This window comes from Brevibacillus sp. HB1.2, assembly GCF_013332495.1.
Taxonomy (GTDB): domain Bacteria; phylum Bacillota; class Bacilli; order Brevibacillales; family Brevibacillaceae; genus Brevibacillus; species Brevibacillus porteri.
In genome coordinates, this window is record NZ_JABMIU010000009.1 from 151,406 (window position 1) to 168,916 (window position 17,511).

The following is a 17,511-nucleotide window of genomic DNA, read 5'->3' on the forward strand; positions in this document are numbered from 1 at the left end:
AGCCACCTTCTTCATGACCTCGTCTCCGAGAGCGAGACGGAATATTTTTCGGATAAAAACGGGATATACCACGTGCGAAAACCAAAATATTTGGATGCCCAATACGAAGCACAAAGATCTCGACAAATCAGGCTGATCGAAGTAGCAATGGCGGCCCCGATAATTCCATACAGCGGAATGAGACAAGCGTTTCCGATTATGTTCAGTGCAGCTGAACAGACAAGAATATTGCGGGCCGTTTTTTGATGTCCGGTCATCGTCAATAAGGGGATGACACTGCCTGTGCAAAAATTGACAAACTGCCCCATACACAAAATCACAAGGACGAGGCTCTCACTCGCAAACTCTTCACCAAAAAAAGTAAGCAACGGAACGGCGAATATCGCTACGAGCAGATTGAGAGGAGCAGAGGTGAAGAAAATGAGACGATTGGCAAACGCAATCATCTTTTTCAAGCCGTCCATATCATTACGTGCGTACAGCTCAGAGAACTTGGGAGAGAGGATCGTATTGATGGAAATCAGCGCAAAGCCCGTCACCATTGCCAGACGAATGACCACACTGTATACCCCAACTGTTTTTGCATCCGTAAAAATGCCCAGCATGATCATATCTGTCCACGTCATAATCAATTCCATCGACGCACTGAGATACATGGGCAGTGCGACTGCAATAATTTCCCTCAAGCCAACGCCAGGTTCTCGCGTAGTCGGCTCTACACCATTACGGAATCCTCGGCTCGTCGCATACCACTGCCCCATCCCATAGACAGCATTCAAGATAACAGCAGCTGCGAGCAGTTGAATCAAGAGCATCGTACTGGGTTCGAAAAAAGGAATGGCGATGAAAAGAAACGCCAAGTGCAGAAAACGCATACCGACGATATCGACAGTGATCGAGATAACAACCCGATGCAGTGCCCGAAACGCAGATGCATACAGCCTTGCGAGCGACACAAACGGAAGCATCCACGCGACGACTCGCAGTGCCTCTGCTGGCAGCTCCCCTGCAAACACGTAGGCGGACACCTGCTCTGAGAACACATGCAAAAGTACCCCAAGCACAATCGAAATCAGCGTCGCCCACAGCACTACTTTGTTGAATACTTCGGAAATCTGATAAAGCGAGCCTTTCGCGCGAAACTCCGAGAGAAAGCGGATTATGGCGGTATCCGTCCCCAAAACGGCCAGCACCATTCCGATGTTCATCAGGGTAATCGTCAGCGAATAGATGCCCAGGCTCTCGGCTCCATACTCTCTGGCAATGTAGAACTGCAAGAGATAGAGCAGTATGAAGCCAAGGAGCCGAAACAAAAACGTGAAGGCCGAGCCGCGAATCACTTCGTGAACATCGCGATCTTTATGCAGACGGTTCCATTGTCGTTGCCAAGCTAATTTGAGGGCATGCATGCTTACAAACGCCCCGCTTTCTGCTATGCGTTGTACCCATATCCGTAGTAGCCTTCTCTCTTCCCTACCTTCTTGTTGTTGAGAACAACACCGAGCAGATTGGCTCCTGCCGCTTTTAACTGCTCTACCGCTTTGACAGCAGAATCCCGCTTCGTCTTGCTTGCATCCACCACCATGACACAGCCGTCCATTTCCCTTGCCAGCACCATTGCGTCGCTTACGATTAATGGCGGGCTGTCGACAATCACAAAATCAAAATTGTGGCGCAGGTATGCCATCAATTCCAAGAGCCGTGGCGTTCCGAGCATTTCCGCCGGATTATGCGGGATTGGCCCTGCCGTAATGATCGACAGCTCTGACACGCCAGATGGTTGAATAATATCGTCAATCTGGCACATATCCGAAAAGTAAGAACTAATTCCGTACAGATTCGGCATATCAAAGGTGAAATGTACCCGCGGATTGCGCAAGTCAAAATCAAGCAGCACCGTTTTTTTGCGATCCTTTGCCATCATCAAGGACAGGTTGGCAGCGGTGATCGTTTTTCCCTCAGAAGCCCCTGGACTGGTGACTAAAATCGTTTGCATCAGCTTGTCGCCCATGGAAAACTGAATGTTTAAGCGAAGGGTACGGTAGCCCTCTACCAGCGGAGACAGCGGCTCCCAATGGGCGATCAGCTTTTGGTAACGATCATCAGGCTTCTGCCTTCTCATACTCATTCCTCACTTCCTCCACCTTGGGCTGGCGAAATGCCTTCCGCGTTTTTTTGTCAATCACCGCAATCGTTGCCAGTACAGGTAAGCCTAAATACTCCTCCACTTCTTTTTCCGATTGAAGTCGGGTATCTATCTGCACCAACAAGAAGACGACGACCATAGATGTTGCCAACCCGAGGACAAAGGCGATCACCGAATTGAGGATTGGTTTTGGACTCACTGGAATGGCCGCCGGATTGTTTCGGGCTTCTGCCAAAATATGCACGTTGTTCATGCTAAGCATTTTGACGACTTCTTCCTGAAAGGTCGTCGCGATTGTATTGGCGATGAGCACAGCTCTGCCCTGATCCGGATCTTCTACTGTAATGGAAATGACCTGCGAGTCCTTAACTGGCTCCACCTTCGTTTGAAGCAGCAGACCCTCCATCGTAGCGCCCGCCCCGATCACTTCGAGCACGCGCTCCATCACCCGCGGACTTTCAATTATCACCCGATAGGTCTCAATCAATTTCAGATTGGAATCAATTTCCGCGACGGATAACATGCTCTCTACGGTTGAATCCAGCGAGCGATTCACTAATATCTCCGTCTTCGCCTGATAAATTGGTGTCAGTAAATAGAAGCTCACGAGCGCTGTTCCGATGGTGCATAAAGACGTAATCAAAAGGATCAGCTTCCATCGCTTCAACAACATCAGAAGTATTTCACGAAGATTAAGCTCCTCATTCATCCTGCTTCCCCCTTTGCCCCGCCATGCTGTCACTTCCTTCTTTCGGCAATTGTACGGGAGGTTCGATTTGTTTTTGAAAAGTTGAAAGACTCTCGGTCAACCTCTCACGCTCTTGCGGGCTGACGATATAGTAGTAGATTCCATTGATCATTTGACCCTTTCCTTCCAAACGAATCGTCTCGACGGAGGTAACTGCCGTGCTGTAGCTTAAGGCAAGCTGTTTCATCACATCAAAGGTCATGTTCGTTTTCACGTATTTCTCCATCGTCGCAAGGACGTCATTCAATCGGGTAGGCGCTGCAAGGGTTACACCTTTGTCCAGCAATGCCTTGATGATTTCCTGCTGTCTTTCGTTGCGCCCGAGGTCGCCTCTCGGATCTTCGTAGCGCATGCGAGCATAGACCAAGGCTTGCTTCCCGTCTAACTGGATGGGACCTACTGGAAAGGTGTAATCCGCATAAGTAAAGGCAAGCTTGTTGTTGACTTCCACTCCTCCCAGCGCATCGATCACACCTGCGAATCCTTCCATATTCGCGGTCACCACGTAATCAATGGGAAATTGGAGAAACTGTTCGACGGTGTCTACTGTCTGTTGCACTCCACCGAATGCATATGCGTGATTGATCTTATCCTGAGTACCTTTGTGAGCCATAGCGGTTCGCGTATCACGCGGTATGCTGAGGAGCAACGCAGATTTCGTTTTCGGGTTGACGGAGAGTACGAGGATGACATCAGAGCGCCCCTTGTCATTCTCTCGTTCATCAACGCCAAGAAGCAGCAGAGTGAGCGGTTCTTTGGACAAGATAGCGGAGTTCTCCACTTCAGCCGCAGACGTTGTAGTTGCTTCTTGGGAATTCACGGTCGGCGATTGCCTCACAGTAGCTGGTGCAGTCGCTACAGGTACCTCGACAGATTTCTGCGTGCGGACAGGGAGATACATTTTACTGGCCGTTTCTTTTAACGACAGATAGACATACACACCATAGCCACTCAAGCTGATGAGACAAATCAATCCTCCCCATACAAGCAGCCGCTTCCACTTTATCAAGGCAATCTTTTCCTTCCATTTGCTGACGCTCATCCGATCGCCACTTGATAAGGGACTGGCGTAGACTCTTCCTTCACGTAAGAAGTGGATTGATAGCCAGGAACGATCCCTTGCAAAGTCTCGATAATGGTTTGTTTGTCCTCCATCGTCGCTCCCTTGTCTGCAATTTGCTCCAACCGGGCGATCCCTGCCAAGAGCTCATTCCAGGAAAAATCGAGCGGCTTCCCAATGAAGATGCGATTATGGCAAGTAGACGACAAGCCTTCTTCCTCCGTCAAAATTTCTTCGTACAGCTTCTCACCCGAACGAACTCCCGTGAATACAACCGGAATATCCTTACCGGGCTCCAAGCCTGCCAAGCGAATCAGGTCGAGGGCCATATCGACAATTTTGACCGGTTTCCCCATATCGAGAATGAATATCTCCCCTCCCTGAGCGAGTGCTCCCGCCTGGATGACGAGCTGGGCAGCCTCAGGAATGGTCATAAAGAATCTCTCCATATCTGGATGCGTAATGGTAATCGGTCCACCTGCCCGGATTTGATTGAGAAAAACAGGAACGACACTCCCCCTGCTCCCCAGGACATTTCCAAAACGAACAGCCGCAAAACGGGTAAGTCCGAAATGGTTATAACCCTGGATCAGAAGCTCAGCGATCCTTTTCGTGGCACCCATCACACTGGTTGGATTCACTGCCTTGTCCGTCGAGATCAGGATGAAATGAGAAACGCTGGTTTCCAGCGCGCATTCCGCAACGTTTTTCGTACCCAAAATGTTATTTTTTAATGCCTCACACGGGTTGTTCTCCATTAACGGCACATGCTTGTGGGCTGCCGCATGAAACACAACGGCGGGACGATACTCATGCATAATCGAAGCAATTCTTTGTCTGTCACGAATATCTGCAATCAGGCTGACCGTTTCCTGTTCAGGAAACAAACGCGAGAGCTCCAGGCTCATTTCAAAAATGCCGTTCTCTTCGTTCCCCAAGAGAAGCAGTTTCCTTGGACCAAATCTAGCTATTTGTCTGCAAAGCTCGGACCCAATCGAGCCGCCCGCTCCTGTCACAAGTACGACTTGCTGCCGCAAGTACCCCGTAATCTCTTCCAGATTGACCTGAACAGGCTCCCTTCCCAATAAATCCTCCAATGCTACATCCCGAATCATGTTCATCGTGATTTTTCCGCTGATGATGTCTGCTACATGCGGCAAAATTTTGACGCTCGCTCTCGTCGTTTTGCAAATGTCGAAAATCTCCTTAATCGTCTGCCGGGAAGCGGATGGCATGGCAATCACGATGTCTGATATGGAAAGTCGTTGCACGACGCGGGCGATGTCAGCCCGATTCCCTACAACTGGCAGGCCGTACACACGCAGATTTTGTTTGCTGGGCTCATCATCGATAAAAGCCACTGGACGTAGCTCCGACAAAGGCGAGGTTTTCATCTCCCTGGCTACGAGCACACCTGCGCTACCTGCCCCGATAATTAATGTGCGCCTGCGATCCTGGGTTCTTTTCTCCCGCTCTTCATACCACCACTTCCATACAAACCGGGAGCCTGTGATCCCGAACAAGACAAAGGCGAGCGTCATGAGAAAAAGTGAGGTGGGAAATCGGATGGACCAACCAAGCAGGTACGTCATTTTCAGTACCAGATAGAGAGCTAAAACGGAAAAGCTCGTAGCTAAAATGATCGAGACCAGTTCGCGAACACTGACATAGCGGAAAACAGCTCGATAGAGTTGAGCAAAGTGCATGCCTGTCACGACGAACAGTACGTGGCCCATCATCAAATACATAGGTTGATATTCGCTTATCTCCGCGAAAGAAAAATCAAATCGAACCAGGCAGGCCAACCAGACAGCCAAGCTGATAATTCCTGCGTCCGATAAGCTTAACCAGAATCTTCTCTTCCGGTAGCTCATATTCATCCGCTCCAGGTGATCGTTATTCAAAGAATGGTCATCATAAACGCCACAGACTAATTTCTGCCGGGCATGTTTCGCGATTTAGCACGCTTTTCACGTCTGCGATGACACCTTGCCCCTGATACAAGAGCCCTGCAAGCTCCTCCCATCCCAGGTGCAGATATCGCTCATGGGGTACGGCCAATACGATTCCGTGGGCAGGCTGCAGGTCTTCCCACTCTCGTAATTGAATACCGTATTCCTCTCTCGTCCGCTCTGGACAAGCCAATTCATCTGTCACTTGGACCTCTACTCCGAACTCCTTTAGTTCCTGAATAATGTCGATGACCCGACTATTGCGAATGTCCGACACGTTTTCTTTAAAGGTGATGCCCATGATCGTAATTCGCGAGCCTTGAATCGCAATATTTTGCCAGATCATTTGCTTCACGAGTGAGGTCGCAACGAACTTGCCCATTCCGTCATTGATCCGTCGTCCAGCCAGTATGACCTGCGGATGATAACCCACACTCTCCGCCCTGTATGTCAAATAGTACGGATCGACGCCAATGCAATGACCACCGACGAGTCCCGGAGAGAAAGGGAGGAAATTCCATTTTGTCCGTGCTGCTTCGAGTACATCTGCCGTAGAAATGCCCAAGCGGTCAAATATAATCGAGAGCTCATTGATCAAGGCGATATTGATGTCGCGTTGTGTGTTCTCAATCACCTTGGCTGCCTCAGCCACCTGAATCGAAGGCGCTTTGTGAATACCCGCCTCTACAATCAACCCATACATCTCGGCAATCGTTTCACACGTCTGGCGATCTTGCCCTGAAACGACCTTGACGATTTGGGACAATCTCCGTTCCCGATCCCCCGGATTAATTCGTTCAGGTGAGTAACCGACGAAAAAATCAGTCCCCGCTAGCTTTCCAGACGCTTGTTCCAATACAGGAATACAAATTTCTTCTGTTGCCCCTGGATAAACGGTCGATTCATAGACGACGATGGTCCCTGAAGTCAGATGTTGCCCAACGCTTTCAGATGCGAAAATGAGTGCCCGCATATCGGGCCGTTTCGCAGAATCGACAGGAGTGGGTACCGTGATGATGATAAAATCGCACGTTGCGAGACTTGCGGGGTCATCTGTATACGTGATGTTGGCTCGCTTTAGCTCATCCGTCGACATCTCTCCCGTTTCATCCATTCCGCCCTCCAGACTGCGTATGCGTCTTTCGTCTATGTCAAAACCAACTACTGGAAGCACTTGCCCAAAAGCAATCGCGACAGGCAGTCCTACATATCCAAGACCTACTACACCCACTTTTTTACGCATGAGCCACACCATAATAGCTGACGTACCAGTCTACAAAGCGAGATATCCCTACATCGACTGGTGTTTTCGGTCGAAAGCCTGTCGCCTCATACAGAGCTTCCACTGACGCATAGGTAGCAGGAACATCCCCCGGCTGGATGGGCAAATAGTCGCGAACAGCCTTTTTACCCAGCTTCTCTTCCAGAATCGAAAGAAAGGTAAGTAAATCGATCGGCTGGTGATTCCCGATATTGAACACCTCATACGGCGCCTTATCCCCTTCCCTTTGGGGAATTCGATTCATCAGCCGCAGCATCCCTTCGACGATATCGTCCACATACGTAAAGTCCCTTGTCATGTTGCCGTAGTTGAAAATGCGGACAGGCTCTCCCGACAAAATCGCCTTGGTAAACGTATAGAGCGCCATATCGGGTCGTCCCCAAGGCCCATATACCGTAAAGAAACGAAGTCCCGTTGCAGGCAGGCCGTATAAATGACTATAGGTATAGGCCATCAGTTCATTGGCTTTTTTCGTCGCTGCGTACAAGCTGACCGGCTCATCTACGGGATCGTACTCAGCAAATGGTAGCTTTGTATTCCCTCCGTAGACGGAGCTTGAGGATGCGTAGAGCAAATGCCTGACTCTCGACCGTCGGCACCCTTCCAAAATGTTCAGAAACCCGGTGATATTGGAGGTCGTATAAGCATGAGGATTTTCCAGACTGTACCTGACGCCCGCTTGAGCAGCCAAGTGAATGACAATCTCCGGCTCCATTTCTCGGAACAACTCGTCCATTTTGCTCTGATCTGCAATATCCGCTTTGAAAAAACGAAATGATGGATACGCTTGGAGGATTTCCAGTCGTTTGCTCTTCAAGACCGGGTCATAATACTCATTGCAATTATCTACCCCCCACACCGTCTGTCCTTGTTCCAAAAGCCGTCGTGCTACATGAAAACCGATAAATCCAGCTGCGCCTGTCACCAAAATCGACATACTATCCACCTCTTTGCTTATTCATACGGAGGTTCTAGGACAAATATGCCAGTGGCTGCCCGAAGTTTATGGAACACATTTTTTATGTAGTCCATGCCCTTTTTACCAAATGGTTGTCAACATTTGAGAAATGGTTGAATGAAATGAAAAGAAGACAATCTTGTCTACCCATTTTTTGGAGGAGAATGCTTTTATGTGGATTGATGTAAAAACGTACGGAGCAAAGGGGGATGGAGTGACCGATGATACCCAAGCAATTCAGGCTGCCTTGACTGCTGCTCTGAACTTGCAAATTCCTCTGTTTTTCCCTGCTGGCACCTATATCATTGAACCAAACAGGCTGGAGGTCATCCTGGGGACAGGAAAAAGCCTAGTGATGCTGGGAATCGGTCCTTACTCCGTGTTAAAAAGGAAAGCCAATTCAACTGCCGCAGATTGGCGCTGGCTGTTCTCGATTACATCCACGGATGGTGATGCGGATTCTTTTGTGGTCACCAACCTAAAGATTGATTCCAATGCCAGAGCAAACCCACTGCCTCCCGATCCTTACGATTACGAGCATAGCGCCGATTTCTACATTCGTGGTGGCGGTCCTAGCAGCTATATCAATTATGTAGCGCTACGACAAGTATGGTGTACGGATGGAATCGCCGACCATTTTTACTTTGCCGGAGAAACGAACTCCTATGTCCGCACTGTGCAAATTACCGATTTTTACAGTGACAACCGCAAGCGTACACGCTCAGATATTACGGTGACGGGTGGCCTGGAGCGTCTGAATGCAGCGAATGTAGCGTGTGATCGTTTTGAGGTCGAGCTCAATGCAGGGTTCGACGGAGCCACACCCATGTTCGTAAACCTGAGCAATATCTCTTGCCGTCAACAGCTCGACTTGGAAGGAGATCTGTCCTCCCCGATGGTCGTGCAAGGTAGTCAGCTTGTTTCGCTCGCCAGCTTCAGTCTCACCGGCATGACAGGCTGTATCAGCTCCTCGGTTTTTTATACGGCACCTGATCAGAAAAATCGGGTGAACTTTATGAAAAACATGACCTTCAGCAACTGTCGCTGGGTATTGCATACGACCGCACAAGGAAGTACAAAGACGGTTGGTACCGGTCTGACCGTGGATTATTCGGATGTAGGTCTTGTATTTGATGGCTGCAGCTTCGAGGCCAACGATACAGCTACTTCCATCGGCGGCTATGCCTTGAGCTTGGAGCCATGGGATGTACTCGCCGAAAGACAAGTTACCGTGAGAGACTGTTCGTTTGACCCTCGGTTGACCCAAAACATTTCGTTGAACCGCTGCGGAAATGTCTCCCTCATCAATAACCGTTATTCCGGTTCTGATCACGCGATCATGCTCTTCGGCACCGGAACGTACCCATTGGTAGTCACCGTGGATGGTGGCGACTTCAGCCAGGTTACTGGAAAAATGTTTTATCACAAGTCTTCGGATAAAATAACCCTCTCCATGAAAAACCTCCCTGTTCCTGTTTCCCTCACTAGCGGCTACAAATCCGAAAACTCTACCTTTATCCCAACTGTTTCCATCAACGAACGTGTGGTGTATGTCGCAACAGCCCCCAGCGCCTCCGTCAAATACGGCGGTCTCAAAGGCGATACACTGCGCTTGATCACTCCTGTAAACAATCAACCATGCGAATGGATTGCGATTACGACAAATAAAACTGCCTGCACCTGGCTAACGACCAAAACGGCCAAAAGCTAAGGGGAATGAAAAACATCCATCTTGCCCCTCGTTGTGGGATAGATGGATGTTTGTTATTAGGCAATACGCTCCAAATCCGGATTGTAGCGTTTTACATAGGTATAAATTTCTTCCCCGAGCAATTGCGTTCTCACGAGCTCATCTGCCTGTTCACTCAAATGCTGGGTGAGTTGATTGGTTCCATTTTCGATGCGTCTTTTGGCAGCCTCAGGCAACGTCAATACATGCGGTACGAGTAATTGCAGGTACCAAACGCCCTTTTCTTCCTCGGAGACATCGATCTCCAGTTCCATATCCGAACTGTCGAAATCGTACAGCTGGTTAAAGAGAGACTCCCTTTTTTCCAGCGTCATTGCGGTAATGTCGATTTTTTCCACGCTCAAATAATACTCTTCATTGAACAAGACAATTTTGTCGTCAATCTCCTGATACTTTTTCGCCAGCGGATTCATCGTCATCGTTCCTTTCCATCTCACATCTATCCTATAGCATACTACCTTACTGAATATTTAGGCAACTCGTCCGTGTAGAAAGGGCCTTGCTCGATGCAAGACCCTCATTTATTACAGGAGTGTCGATCCCTCCACTACGGCTTGTGCGTCCTCCTTGGAAATAAGGACAGCGCGAGCCTTACCGCCGCTTTGTCCTGCGACGTACCCATCTGCCTCCATCATTTCGATGAGACGAGCGGCACGGTTATATCCGACGCGGAAACGGCGTTGCAATCCAGATGCAGAAGCTTGTCCTTGATCGGCCACGAACACGAGCGCTTCTAGATACAACGGATCATCTCCGCTGTCAAACGATGCAACCTGCTGCTCCAAATCTTCTTTGCTGAAAATGTAAGCAGGCTTTCTTTGCTTTTTGATCATGTGCGTAATTCGCTCGATCTCGTCATCTGAAACGAAGTTCCCTTGCAGACGAACTGGAGTCGTGCCGCTCTCAAGGAACAGCATGTCCCCTCTACCCAACAGTCGTTCTGCCCCAGACTGATCGAGAATCGTACGTGAGTCAACTTGGGAGAACACGGCAAAAGCAAGACGAGTCGGTACGTTTGCCTTGATGTTTCCGGTAATAACATCTACGGATGGGCGCTGTGTCGCCAGAAGCAAATGAATACCGCAAGCACGTGCCTTCTGAGCGATCCGGATAATGCAATCTTCCACATCCTGCGGCGAGACCATCATCAGGTCAGCCAGCTCATCGATGATGATTACGATATAAGGCAGCTGATCATCTGTCGTCTGATTGTAGCGTTCAATATCGCGAACACCCGCATCTACGAACAGCGCATAGCGCTTCTCCATTTCTTCCACGGCCCACTTGAGAGAAGCCGTTGCTTGCTTGGCCTCCGTCACGACCGGCGTAACCAGATGCGGCAAATGATTGTAAGGGGCGAGCTCCACCATTTTCGGATCGATCAAGAGCAATCGCACCTGCTCAGGAGTCGCCTTGTAAAGCAGACTGACGATGATAGAGTTGATGCAGACACTTTTACCTGAGCCTGTCGAGCCGGCAATCAAACCGTGCGGCATCTTTTTAATATCCGCAATAATCGGCTCTCCGCCGATGTCCATACCGAGTGCGACCGCCAGCGGAGAGGAATGCTCCTGAAACTTGTCTGAGCTGATGATCTTTTCGATTAATACAGGCTGGCTGGACATATTCGGGACTTCGATTCCGATGGCATTGCGACCTGGAATCGGTGCCTCGATGCGAATGTCTTTGGCAGCTAAATTCAGTTTGATATCGTCAATCAATCCCGTAATCTTGTTCACTTTTACGCCGGGAGCCGGTTGCAGCTCAAAGCGTGTCACGGATGGACCTTTGACAATCCCTACTACCTGAGCGCTGACATTGAAATTCGCGAGCGTCTCTTCCAATAACAGCTTTTGAATTTGGGTATGCTCATCGTCGTCATCGCTAACCGGCGGGCTCGGATTCAACAGTCCCAAATCCGGCAAGTCGTATGGCGGCTGTGCTGACTCTGCTCCTTGGTCAGCTTCAGTGGACGAGTCTTTTACCGGAGCAGACGCAGGTTGCTTCGTCATGGATACCTGAGACATGTTCACGGGCTGTGCAGCGGATGCAGCAGGGACAGAGACTGGAACGGATTCTGGTATGGTTTCTGCAACGGATTCAGCAACTGGTTCTACAATCGGTTCTACAGATTCCACAACTGGTTCCACAATTTGTTGAACAATAGATTCAGGTTCAGTTGGCTCTGTTTGCTCTGGCGTATCTTCGGAAACCGAACCCACTTCTGCTGAACTGAGCTCCTGTGGTGAATCTACTTCTGCCCTTTCTAGCAATCTGCTAATTGCAGATGCATAGGCAGGCTCTTCAAGGCCATCGCTCTCTAGCTCTGTTGCGTCTTCTTGATTCTCCTCCCCAGCAGAAGGAGACTCCACGTGATCGCCATCATTCTCGCTCTCCACCTGCACAACCGCACTGCGTGTAGTGATCAATCTATGCTCGGCTTCCTCATGGGCTAGTCGCTCTTCCATCGTTTGAGAGTAGTCTGTCGGTTCTGGTTGCCCAATAGACTCCGATTCCTTCTCTTCGGCCATTGATTCTGCGAGTTCTATCTCTTCAGTTTGTGCCTCTTCTTCCTCATTCTCCCGAGCTACAATCTCTTCGCCTTTTGGCTCAAAAGCATCAACATCAGAATCTTGCAGATCCGTAGCTTGCAACTCCGTATCTATCATTTTCCCTGCTATTTCTTCTGCTACCGTCTCTTCCATTTGTATGGAAGCAACAACCTCTCGTTCTGAATCAAGAGCTTCTGCCATAGCAGACTCCGAAGCAGTCTCTTCTCTTTCGTTATGTATAGATTCATCTCCAACAACATGCTGCGGTTCATTTTGCTCAAAAGAAGCAGTCTCTTGCTCCTCTGGAAAATACCGCTCGCTCATCTCTTGTTCCCACTGCTTCACCTGCTGCAAATGCTCTTCTTGCTCCAGACGCGGATATATGATTCCCGCAGTCGTATGAATCCGATGCTCTGCCTCGCGCGTCGCGGGGGTTATCTTCCCATAAACAGGGGAAACGATTTCAGACGGCTGGTAGGCACGCTTTTCTTCTGTAGAAAAAACGGGTCTCGTTACTTTTTCCGCTTCTTTTTGCGGCGTACGGTTTGGACGCTGCGGTATCTCGATGTTGTTTTTGACAAGCTCAGGTTTCTTTTTCTCGAAAACAGGCTCTGTCTTTGTTTCCAGCACACGATCATTTCCTGGCCGCACCGTTTCACGCTTGGGCTCGAATCTCTCACGAGGTGCCTGCTGACGACTGCGTTCATTCGATTCGGCAGGATTTACGCTATGATTACGCTTCTTGTCCAAATAGTCATCCGGGACAACTGGAAAACGAAACTGACGCTCTCTTCTTTGACGCACATTGTCTTCTATATCTCGATTGCTTACCCGTTCTTTTGGGTAGATGCTTTTTGTTTTCGCCTGAGGCTGAGGCTGACGGGGAACGGGATTACCTGTTGGGTTACCGGTACCTACTGGACGGCCTTCTTCCTCTATTTCTTCTTCTCTTTCTCCCTGAAAAAAGTTCATCAGCTTTTGAAGCCACGACCACATGTTGCAACGCCCTTTCTTCACTAACCATCTTTTCCCCTTCATCTTACCACGAAAATGGGGCAGAATTAGCTGGATTGTGATTTTTTTCCGTTTTTGCGAAACCTTTTCTCTATTTGTGCGTAGAAGAAGAGGGGAATAAAAAATAATATACATAGGGGAGGAACACATCATGTGGAAAAAAGGAAGCGCCCTTCTGGTAGCAGGTACAGTATTGCTGACCGGTTGTGCTGGCGAGGCATCCCTGGTGCGTGATTCTATCGTAGCGACAATTGAAAAGCCAAACTATGATTTTGAAGGCTCCTTGAAGCTGACAGGCGACGTTGAGAAATTGCCTGAAGCATTCGGAGAAACGGCTGACAAAGAAGGAACGGCGTTGTTGTCCGCTTTGAAAGCAGGCGTAACAGTAAAAGGCTCCCAGCTGGATATGGATACTGTGAAGTTTGAAGTAGAAGTTAAAGACGACAAACTCCTGCGCGACAACAAGCTGTGGACAGGTGACAAAAAAGCATCTGTTGAAACGATCGTTGACGAAGATAAAGTCTACGTGAAGTCTCCACTGGACAGCAAGTACTTGGTAATCGATTCGAGCGCATCCAATCCTTTCATGGCTGAGTTTGGCGGCTCCGATGCTGCTAACGCTGCGAAGCTGAAAGACTACCAAGACAAAATGAACGACCTTACTTTCAACTTTGTTAAAAAGTATGTAAGTAAATATGGCTATACATTGACAGACGCGAAAAACCATGGCAAACAATCCGTTACATTGCCGAACGGTGAAAAAGTAGAAGCGACTCACGTAACTGTAAAAATCGACGCAAAAGAACTCGTGAAAATGTTCTTCTTCACAGCTAACGATGCAGTAGCTAGCAAAGAAGTAAAAGATTTTGCGATCGATATGATGGTACTGACCACTTCCATGACAGAAGATCTGTATCCAGAACTGGGCAAGAAAACTACAGAAGCTGAGAAGCGTGCAACTGCAGAAGCAATGGTCAACGAAGGCATGGCTGAAGCGAAAAAATGGCTGGAAGAAACAGGTAAAGTTTACACACCTGAAAAAATCGTAGAAGAAATGAAAAAAGAAGGCTTCCACAAGCTCGCTTGGAACCTCGACTTCTACATCGACAGCAACAAAATGCCTGTGAAACAAACAAGCGATCTGAGCGTAACTTTCCAAGCTCCTGAAATGAAGCAAGCAGTGACAATCGGTCTGGCTGCTGATCAATATGCATACAACTTCGGAAAAGCAACCAAGTTCAATGCGCCAGCAAAAGATGCTGGTCTGACTGTAGAACAGCTGGTGAAAGATGAAAAAGCAATCAACAGCTTTAGCGACAAAGGCTTTGTTCGTCCAATCGCTGAAAGCATGGTTGATCAACAAAAATGGATGGAAGAATTGACTGAGGATCTGGAAGCTGAAGAAGCAGCGACCACTACGAAGTAATATTTTTCCTCACGAAGAAAGCACGGCGCCTCTCGCGTCGTGCTTTTTTACATCCCCATAAAACTAGAGAATTTGCTGCTCTTCCAGGTATGTAAGGACACTCTGGACAGATTCTTCAATTGTCTGCTTGTCGCTTTCAATGACCAGTTCCGCTTGAACAGGCTCTTCATACGGTGCTGAAATCCCCGTAAACTGACCAATCTCTCCACTTCTCGCTTTTTGGTATAGTCCCTTCACATCTCGGCGCTCACACTCATCCAATGAACATTTTACGTATACCTCGATGAATTCTCCTGCCTCTACCAGATTACGCGCAAGCTCCCGGTCTTCCCGATAAGGAGAGATAAATGCCGTCAAGGTAATCAAGCCTGCATCTACGAACAGCTTCGCGACCTCGCCAATTCGGCGAATATTTTCCCGTCTGTCCTCTGCCCCAAACCCCAATCCGCGGTTTAAGCCGTGACGTATATTGTCACCATCCAGTACGTAACTGGCTAGTCCTCTTTGATGCAATTCGTGTTCGACTGCATTAGCCAACGTCGATTTACCCGAACCAGACAGCCCCGTAAACCATAAGACACAGCTTTTGTGGCCTGCACGCTTTTGACGGTCTTGTTTGGTTACCGTCGTTGGATGCCATACGATATTCGCGGTGCCCTCTCTACTCATTGTCTCTCTCCTCTCTTACAACCGCTTTCTTCTAGCCGATTATGATACGGACACCGGTCGCATCCCTTCGATCAAGACCAGCGCGACCTCAGGACGGCTAAATTCAGGTGGCGGAGCCTCCCCGCGCGCCAGCATTTCCCTCACTTTTGTTCCGGACAGCGCGACATGATGTTCACTATCATGCGGGCATGTTTTGGTAGAGGCCATGTTTTCGCAGCTCTTACAATAAAAGCTGTTCTCGAAAAATAATGGCGTAATCCCTAGCTCCTCTGGCTGGAACTGGCGGAAAATATGCTGGGCATCGTACGTCCCGTAATAGTTGCCAACACCCGCGTGGTCCCGACCTACAATAAAATGAGTGCAGCCGTAATTCTTCCTCACCAGTGCGTGAAAAATCGCTTCCCGCGGTCCTGCATAACGCATCGCAGCTGGGAACACGGCCAACTCTACCCGGGTAGCCGGATAGTATTTTTCCAGCAATACCTGATAACTGTTCATCCGCACATCCGCTGGGATATCATCTGCCTTCGTTTCGCCCACTAGAGGATTCAAAAAGAGACCGTCGACGATTTCGAGTGCTGACTTCTGGATGTATTCATGCGCGCGGTGGACTGGGTTGCGCGTCTGAAAGCCGACAATCGTTTTCCAGCCCTTCTCGGCAAATCTTTCTCTCGTTTGTGCCGGATCGTAGTGATAGCTGGCAAAGCGACCTTTTTCGGCGCGCCTTACCAACGTAATGGGGCCAGCCAAATAAACGGCGGGACGCTCCAGTAGTTTTTTCACCCCAGGATGATTCGTATCGTCGGTACCATAGACGAGCCGGGCTTCACGCTCCTTGTCAGGTGAATAAATATCGGTGATCGCAAGAATGCCATAGACCGAACCTTGATGGCTCAACCGCACCTTGTCTCCAATCTGCAAGGCTCCTGCGACAGTGGTCGAGACCGGAAGCGTAATCGGAATGCTCCAAACGGTACCATCTACCAGTCGCATCTGCTCTACGACAGAAATATAATCCGCACGATTCAAAAATCCCTCAAGCGGACTGTAGCCCCCAATCCCGATTAACTCCAGATCTGCGAGTGCAAATGCATCTATCTCTACCTCATGCGTAGTCACCGACAGGTCTGCCTGTGGATCAAAACGGTTTACCAGCTCTCCCCCGTGAGGTTTCCCACTCATACAAAAGCCCCTCCTATCCTTGGTTTGTTCTTCTCTTTTTCGTTACCTTGCGAGATGCAAGCCACATTCCGTTTTCCCTGCTTGCGCCCAGCGCCCTGCTCTCGAATCCTCGCCCTCTTTTACAGGACGAGTACAAGGAGCGCAGCCGATGCTCGGATAGCTCTGGTCGTGAAGTGGGTTGTACGGCAATTCAAATGCCCGAATGTACTGCCATACTTCCTCCGACTTCCAATGAATGAGCGGGCAGATTTTTAGCGACTGGAATTTTTCATCGCGATTGATAAAATCGACATTCGCTCTCGTGGCCGACTGCTCTCTGCGTAGTCCTGACAACCATGCAACCGCTCCGGTCAGCACACTTTCCATCGGCTGTACTTTGCGGATATGGCAACACATATCCGGCTGCCTGCTCCACAATTCTTCGCCATGGAGGTCTGCCTGCTGTGCCAGCGTGATGTCCGGCTGCTTGACCGTTATCCGCAACGCAGGATACCTCGCTCTCACCTGCTCAATCAAGCTGTACGTCTCGGAAAAGTGGAGATTCGTATCCAAAAAAGTGACCTTGGCATCCTTTTTTATTCCACTGATCATATCGAGCAGCACCATGGCCTCGGCCCCAAAGCTACAAGAATAAATCAAATCATCTGAAAACGTTTGGTAGGCCCATCTGATTACATCTATGGTGTCGCCCTTTGCGAGACTATTATTGATGGAAGCGAGTTGTTCCTCTGTAGCTGTCGCAAAATTTAGCTGGCTCATGTGCCCCCTCCTT

The 17,511-nt window shown here is 49.2% G+C and carries 14 protein-coding genes; 2 read left to right on the forward strand and 12 right to left on the reverse strand.

Translation table 11 applies throughout. The features are described from left to right. Window positions 1-11: 11 nt before the first annotated feature. From HPY28_RS20210 to HPY28_RS20240, 7 genes are read right to left on the reverse strand one after another with little or no spacing between them, the layout of a single operon-like run. Complete coding sequence (locus HPY28_RS20210) at window positions 12-1,409, reverse strand: flippase (RefSeq protein WP_174231270.1); 1,398 nt, start codon at window positions 1,407-1,409, stop codon at window positions 12-14. Window positions 1,410-1,432: 23 nt separating this feature from the next. Then, on the reverse strand, window positions 1,433-2,128 hold the full coding sequence (locus tag HPY28_RS20215; RefSeq protein WP_017250532.1) for a CpsD/CapB family tyrosine-protein kinase: 696 nt from the start codon (window positions 2,126-2,128) through the stop codon (window positions 1,433-1,435). Further along, window positions 2,103-2,855, reverse strand: coding sequence for a YveK family protein (locus HPY28_RS20220; protein ID WP_174231271.1), 753 nt, complete (start codon window positions 2,853-2,855; stop codon window positions 2,103-2,105). The genes HPY28_RS20215 and HPY28_RS20220 overlap by 26 nt, the downstream gene beginning before the upstream one ends. Then, a complete protein-coding gene (locus HPY28_RS20225; RefSeq protein ID WP_173623718.1) occupies window positions 2,848-3,936 on the reverse strand; it encodes an LCP family glycopolymer transferase in 1,089 nt (362 codons plus the stop codon). Before HPY28_RS20225 ends, HPY28_RS20220 begins: the two co-directional genes overlap by 8 nt. Beyond that, complete coding sequence (locus HPY28_RS20230; protein ID WP_017250535.1) at window positions 3,933-5,828, reverse strand: polysaccharide biosynthesis protein; 1,896 nt, start codon at window positions 5,826-5,828, stop codon at window positions 3,933-3,935. The genes HPY28_RS20225 and HPY28_RS20230 overlap by 4 nt, the downstream gene beginning before the upstream one ends. Before the next feature lie 40 nt (window positions 5,829-5,868). Continuing rightward, window positions 5,869-7,149, reverse strand: a complete 1,281-nt coding sequence (locus HPY28_RS20235) for a nucleotide sugar dehydrogenase (protein WP_026043244.1) — start codon at window positions 7,147-7,149, stop codon at window positions 5,869-5,871. Next, window positions 7,142-8,125, reverse strand: coding sequence for an NAD-dependent epimerase (locus tag HPY28_RS20240; RefSeq protein WP_017250537.1), 984 nt, complete (start codon window positions 8,123-8,125; stop codon window positions 7,142-7,144). The genes HPY28_RS20235 and HPY28_RS20240 overlap by 8 nt, the downstream gene beginning before the upstream one ends. A gap of 193 nt (window positions 8,126-8,318) precedes the next feature. Here HPY28_RS20240 and HPY28_RS20245 point away from each other — a divergent pair, with 193 nt between their 5' ends. Continuing rightward, complete coding sequence (locus HPY28_RS20245; RefSeq protein ID WP_174231272.1) at window positions 8,319-9,857, forward strand: glycosyl hydrolase family 28-related protein; 1,539 nt, start codon at window positions 8,319-8,321, stop codon at window positions 9,855-9,857. A 56-nt stretch (window positions 9,858-9,913) separates the two neighbouring features. On the opposite strand, the gene HPY28_RS20250 is transcribed toward HPY28_RS20245, so the two are convergent. After that, the gene (locus tag HPY28_RS20250; RefSeq protein WP_026043245.1) at window positions 9,914-10,309 is read right to left on the reverse strand and encodes a hypothetical protein; all 396 of its coding nucleotides are present in this window, start codon (window positions 10,307-10,309) and stop codon (window positions 9,914-9,916) included. A gap of 111 nt (window positions 10,310-10,420) precedes the next feature. Next, entirely contained in the window at window positions 10,421-13,615 is a 3,195-nt protein-coding gene (locus HPY28_RS20255) for a DNA translocase FtsK (protein WP_483297554.1), read from the reverse strand. Between HPY28_RS20255 and HPY28_RS20260 the strand changes: the two genes are divergently transcribed. Then, window positions 13,614-14,888, forward strand: coding sequence for a hypothetical protein (locus HPY28_RS20260; RefSeq protein ID WP_017250541.1), 1,275 nt, complete (start codon window positions 13,614-13,616; stop codon window positions 14,886-14,888). The two genes, HPY28_RS20255 and HPY28_RS20260, sit on opposite strands and share 2 nt — an antisense overlap. Before the next feature lie 63 nt (window positions 14,889-14,951). On the opposite strand, the gene cysC is transcribed toward HPY28_RS20260, so the two are convergent. The 3 genes from cysC to HPY28_RS20275 are packed head-to-tail and all read right to left on the reverse strand — an operon-like array spanning window position 14,952 to window position 17,498. Further along, window positions 14,952-15,557: an adenylyl-sulfate kinase gene (gene cysC / locus HPY28_RS20265; protein WP_017250542.1), complete on the reverse strand. Its 606-nt coding sequence runs from the start codon at window positions 15,555-15,557 to the stop codon at window positions 14,952-14,954. A 39-nt stretch (window positions 15,558-15,596) separates the two neighbouring features. Further along, the gene (gene sat / locus HPY28_RS20270; protein WP_173623723.1) at window positions 15,597-16,739 is read right to left on the reverse strand and encodes a sulfate adenylyltransferase; all 1,143 of its coding nucleotides are present in this window, start codon (window positions 16,737-16,739) and stop codon (window positions 15,597-15,599) included. A 42-nt stretch (window positions 16,740-16,781) separates the two neighbouring features. Further along, window positions 16,782-17,498, reverse strand: coding sequence for a phosphoadenylyl-sulfate reductase (locus tag HPY28_RS20275; RefSeq protein WP_174231273.1), 717 nt, complete (start codon window positions 17,496-17,498; stop codon window positions 16,782-16,784). Between the last annotated feature and the right edge of the window lie 13 nt (window positions 17,499-17,511).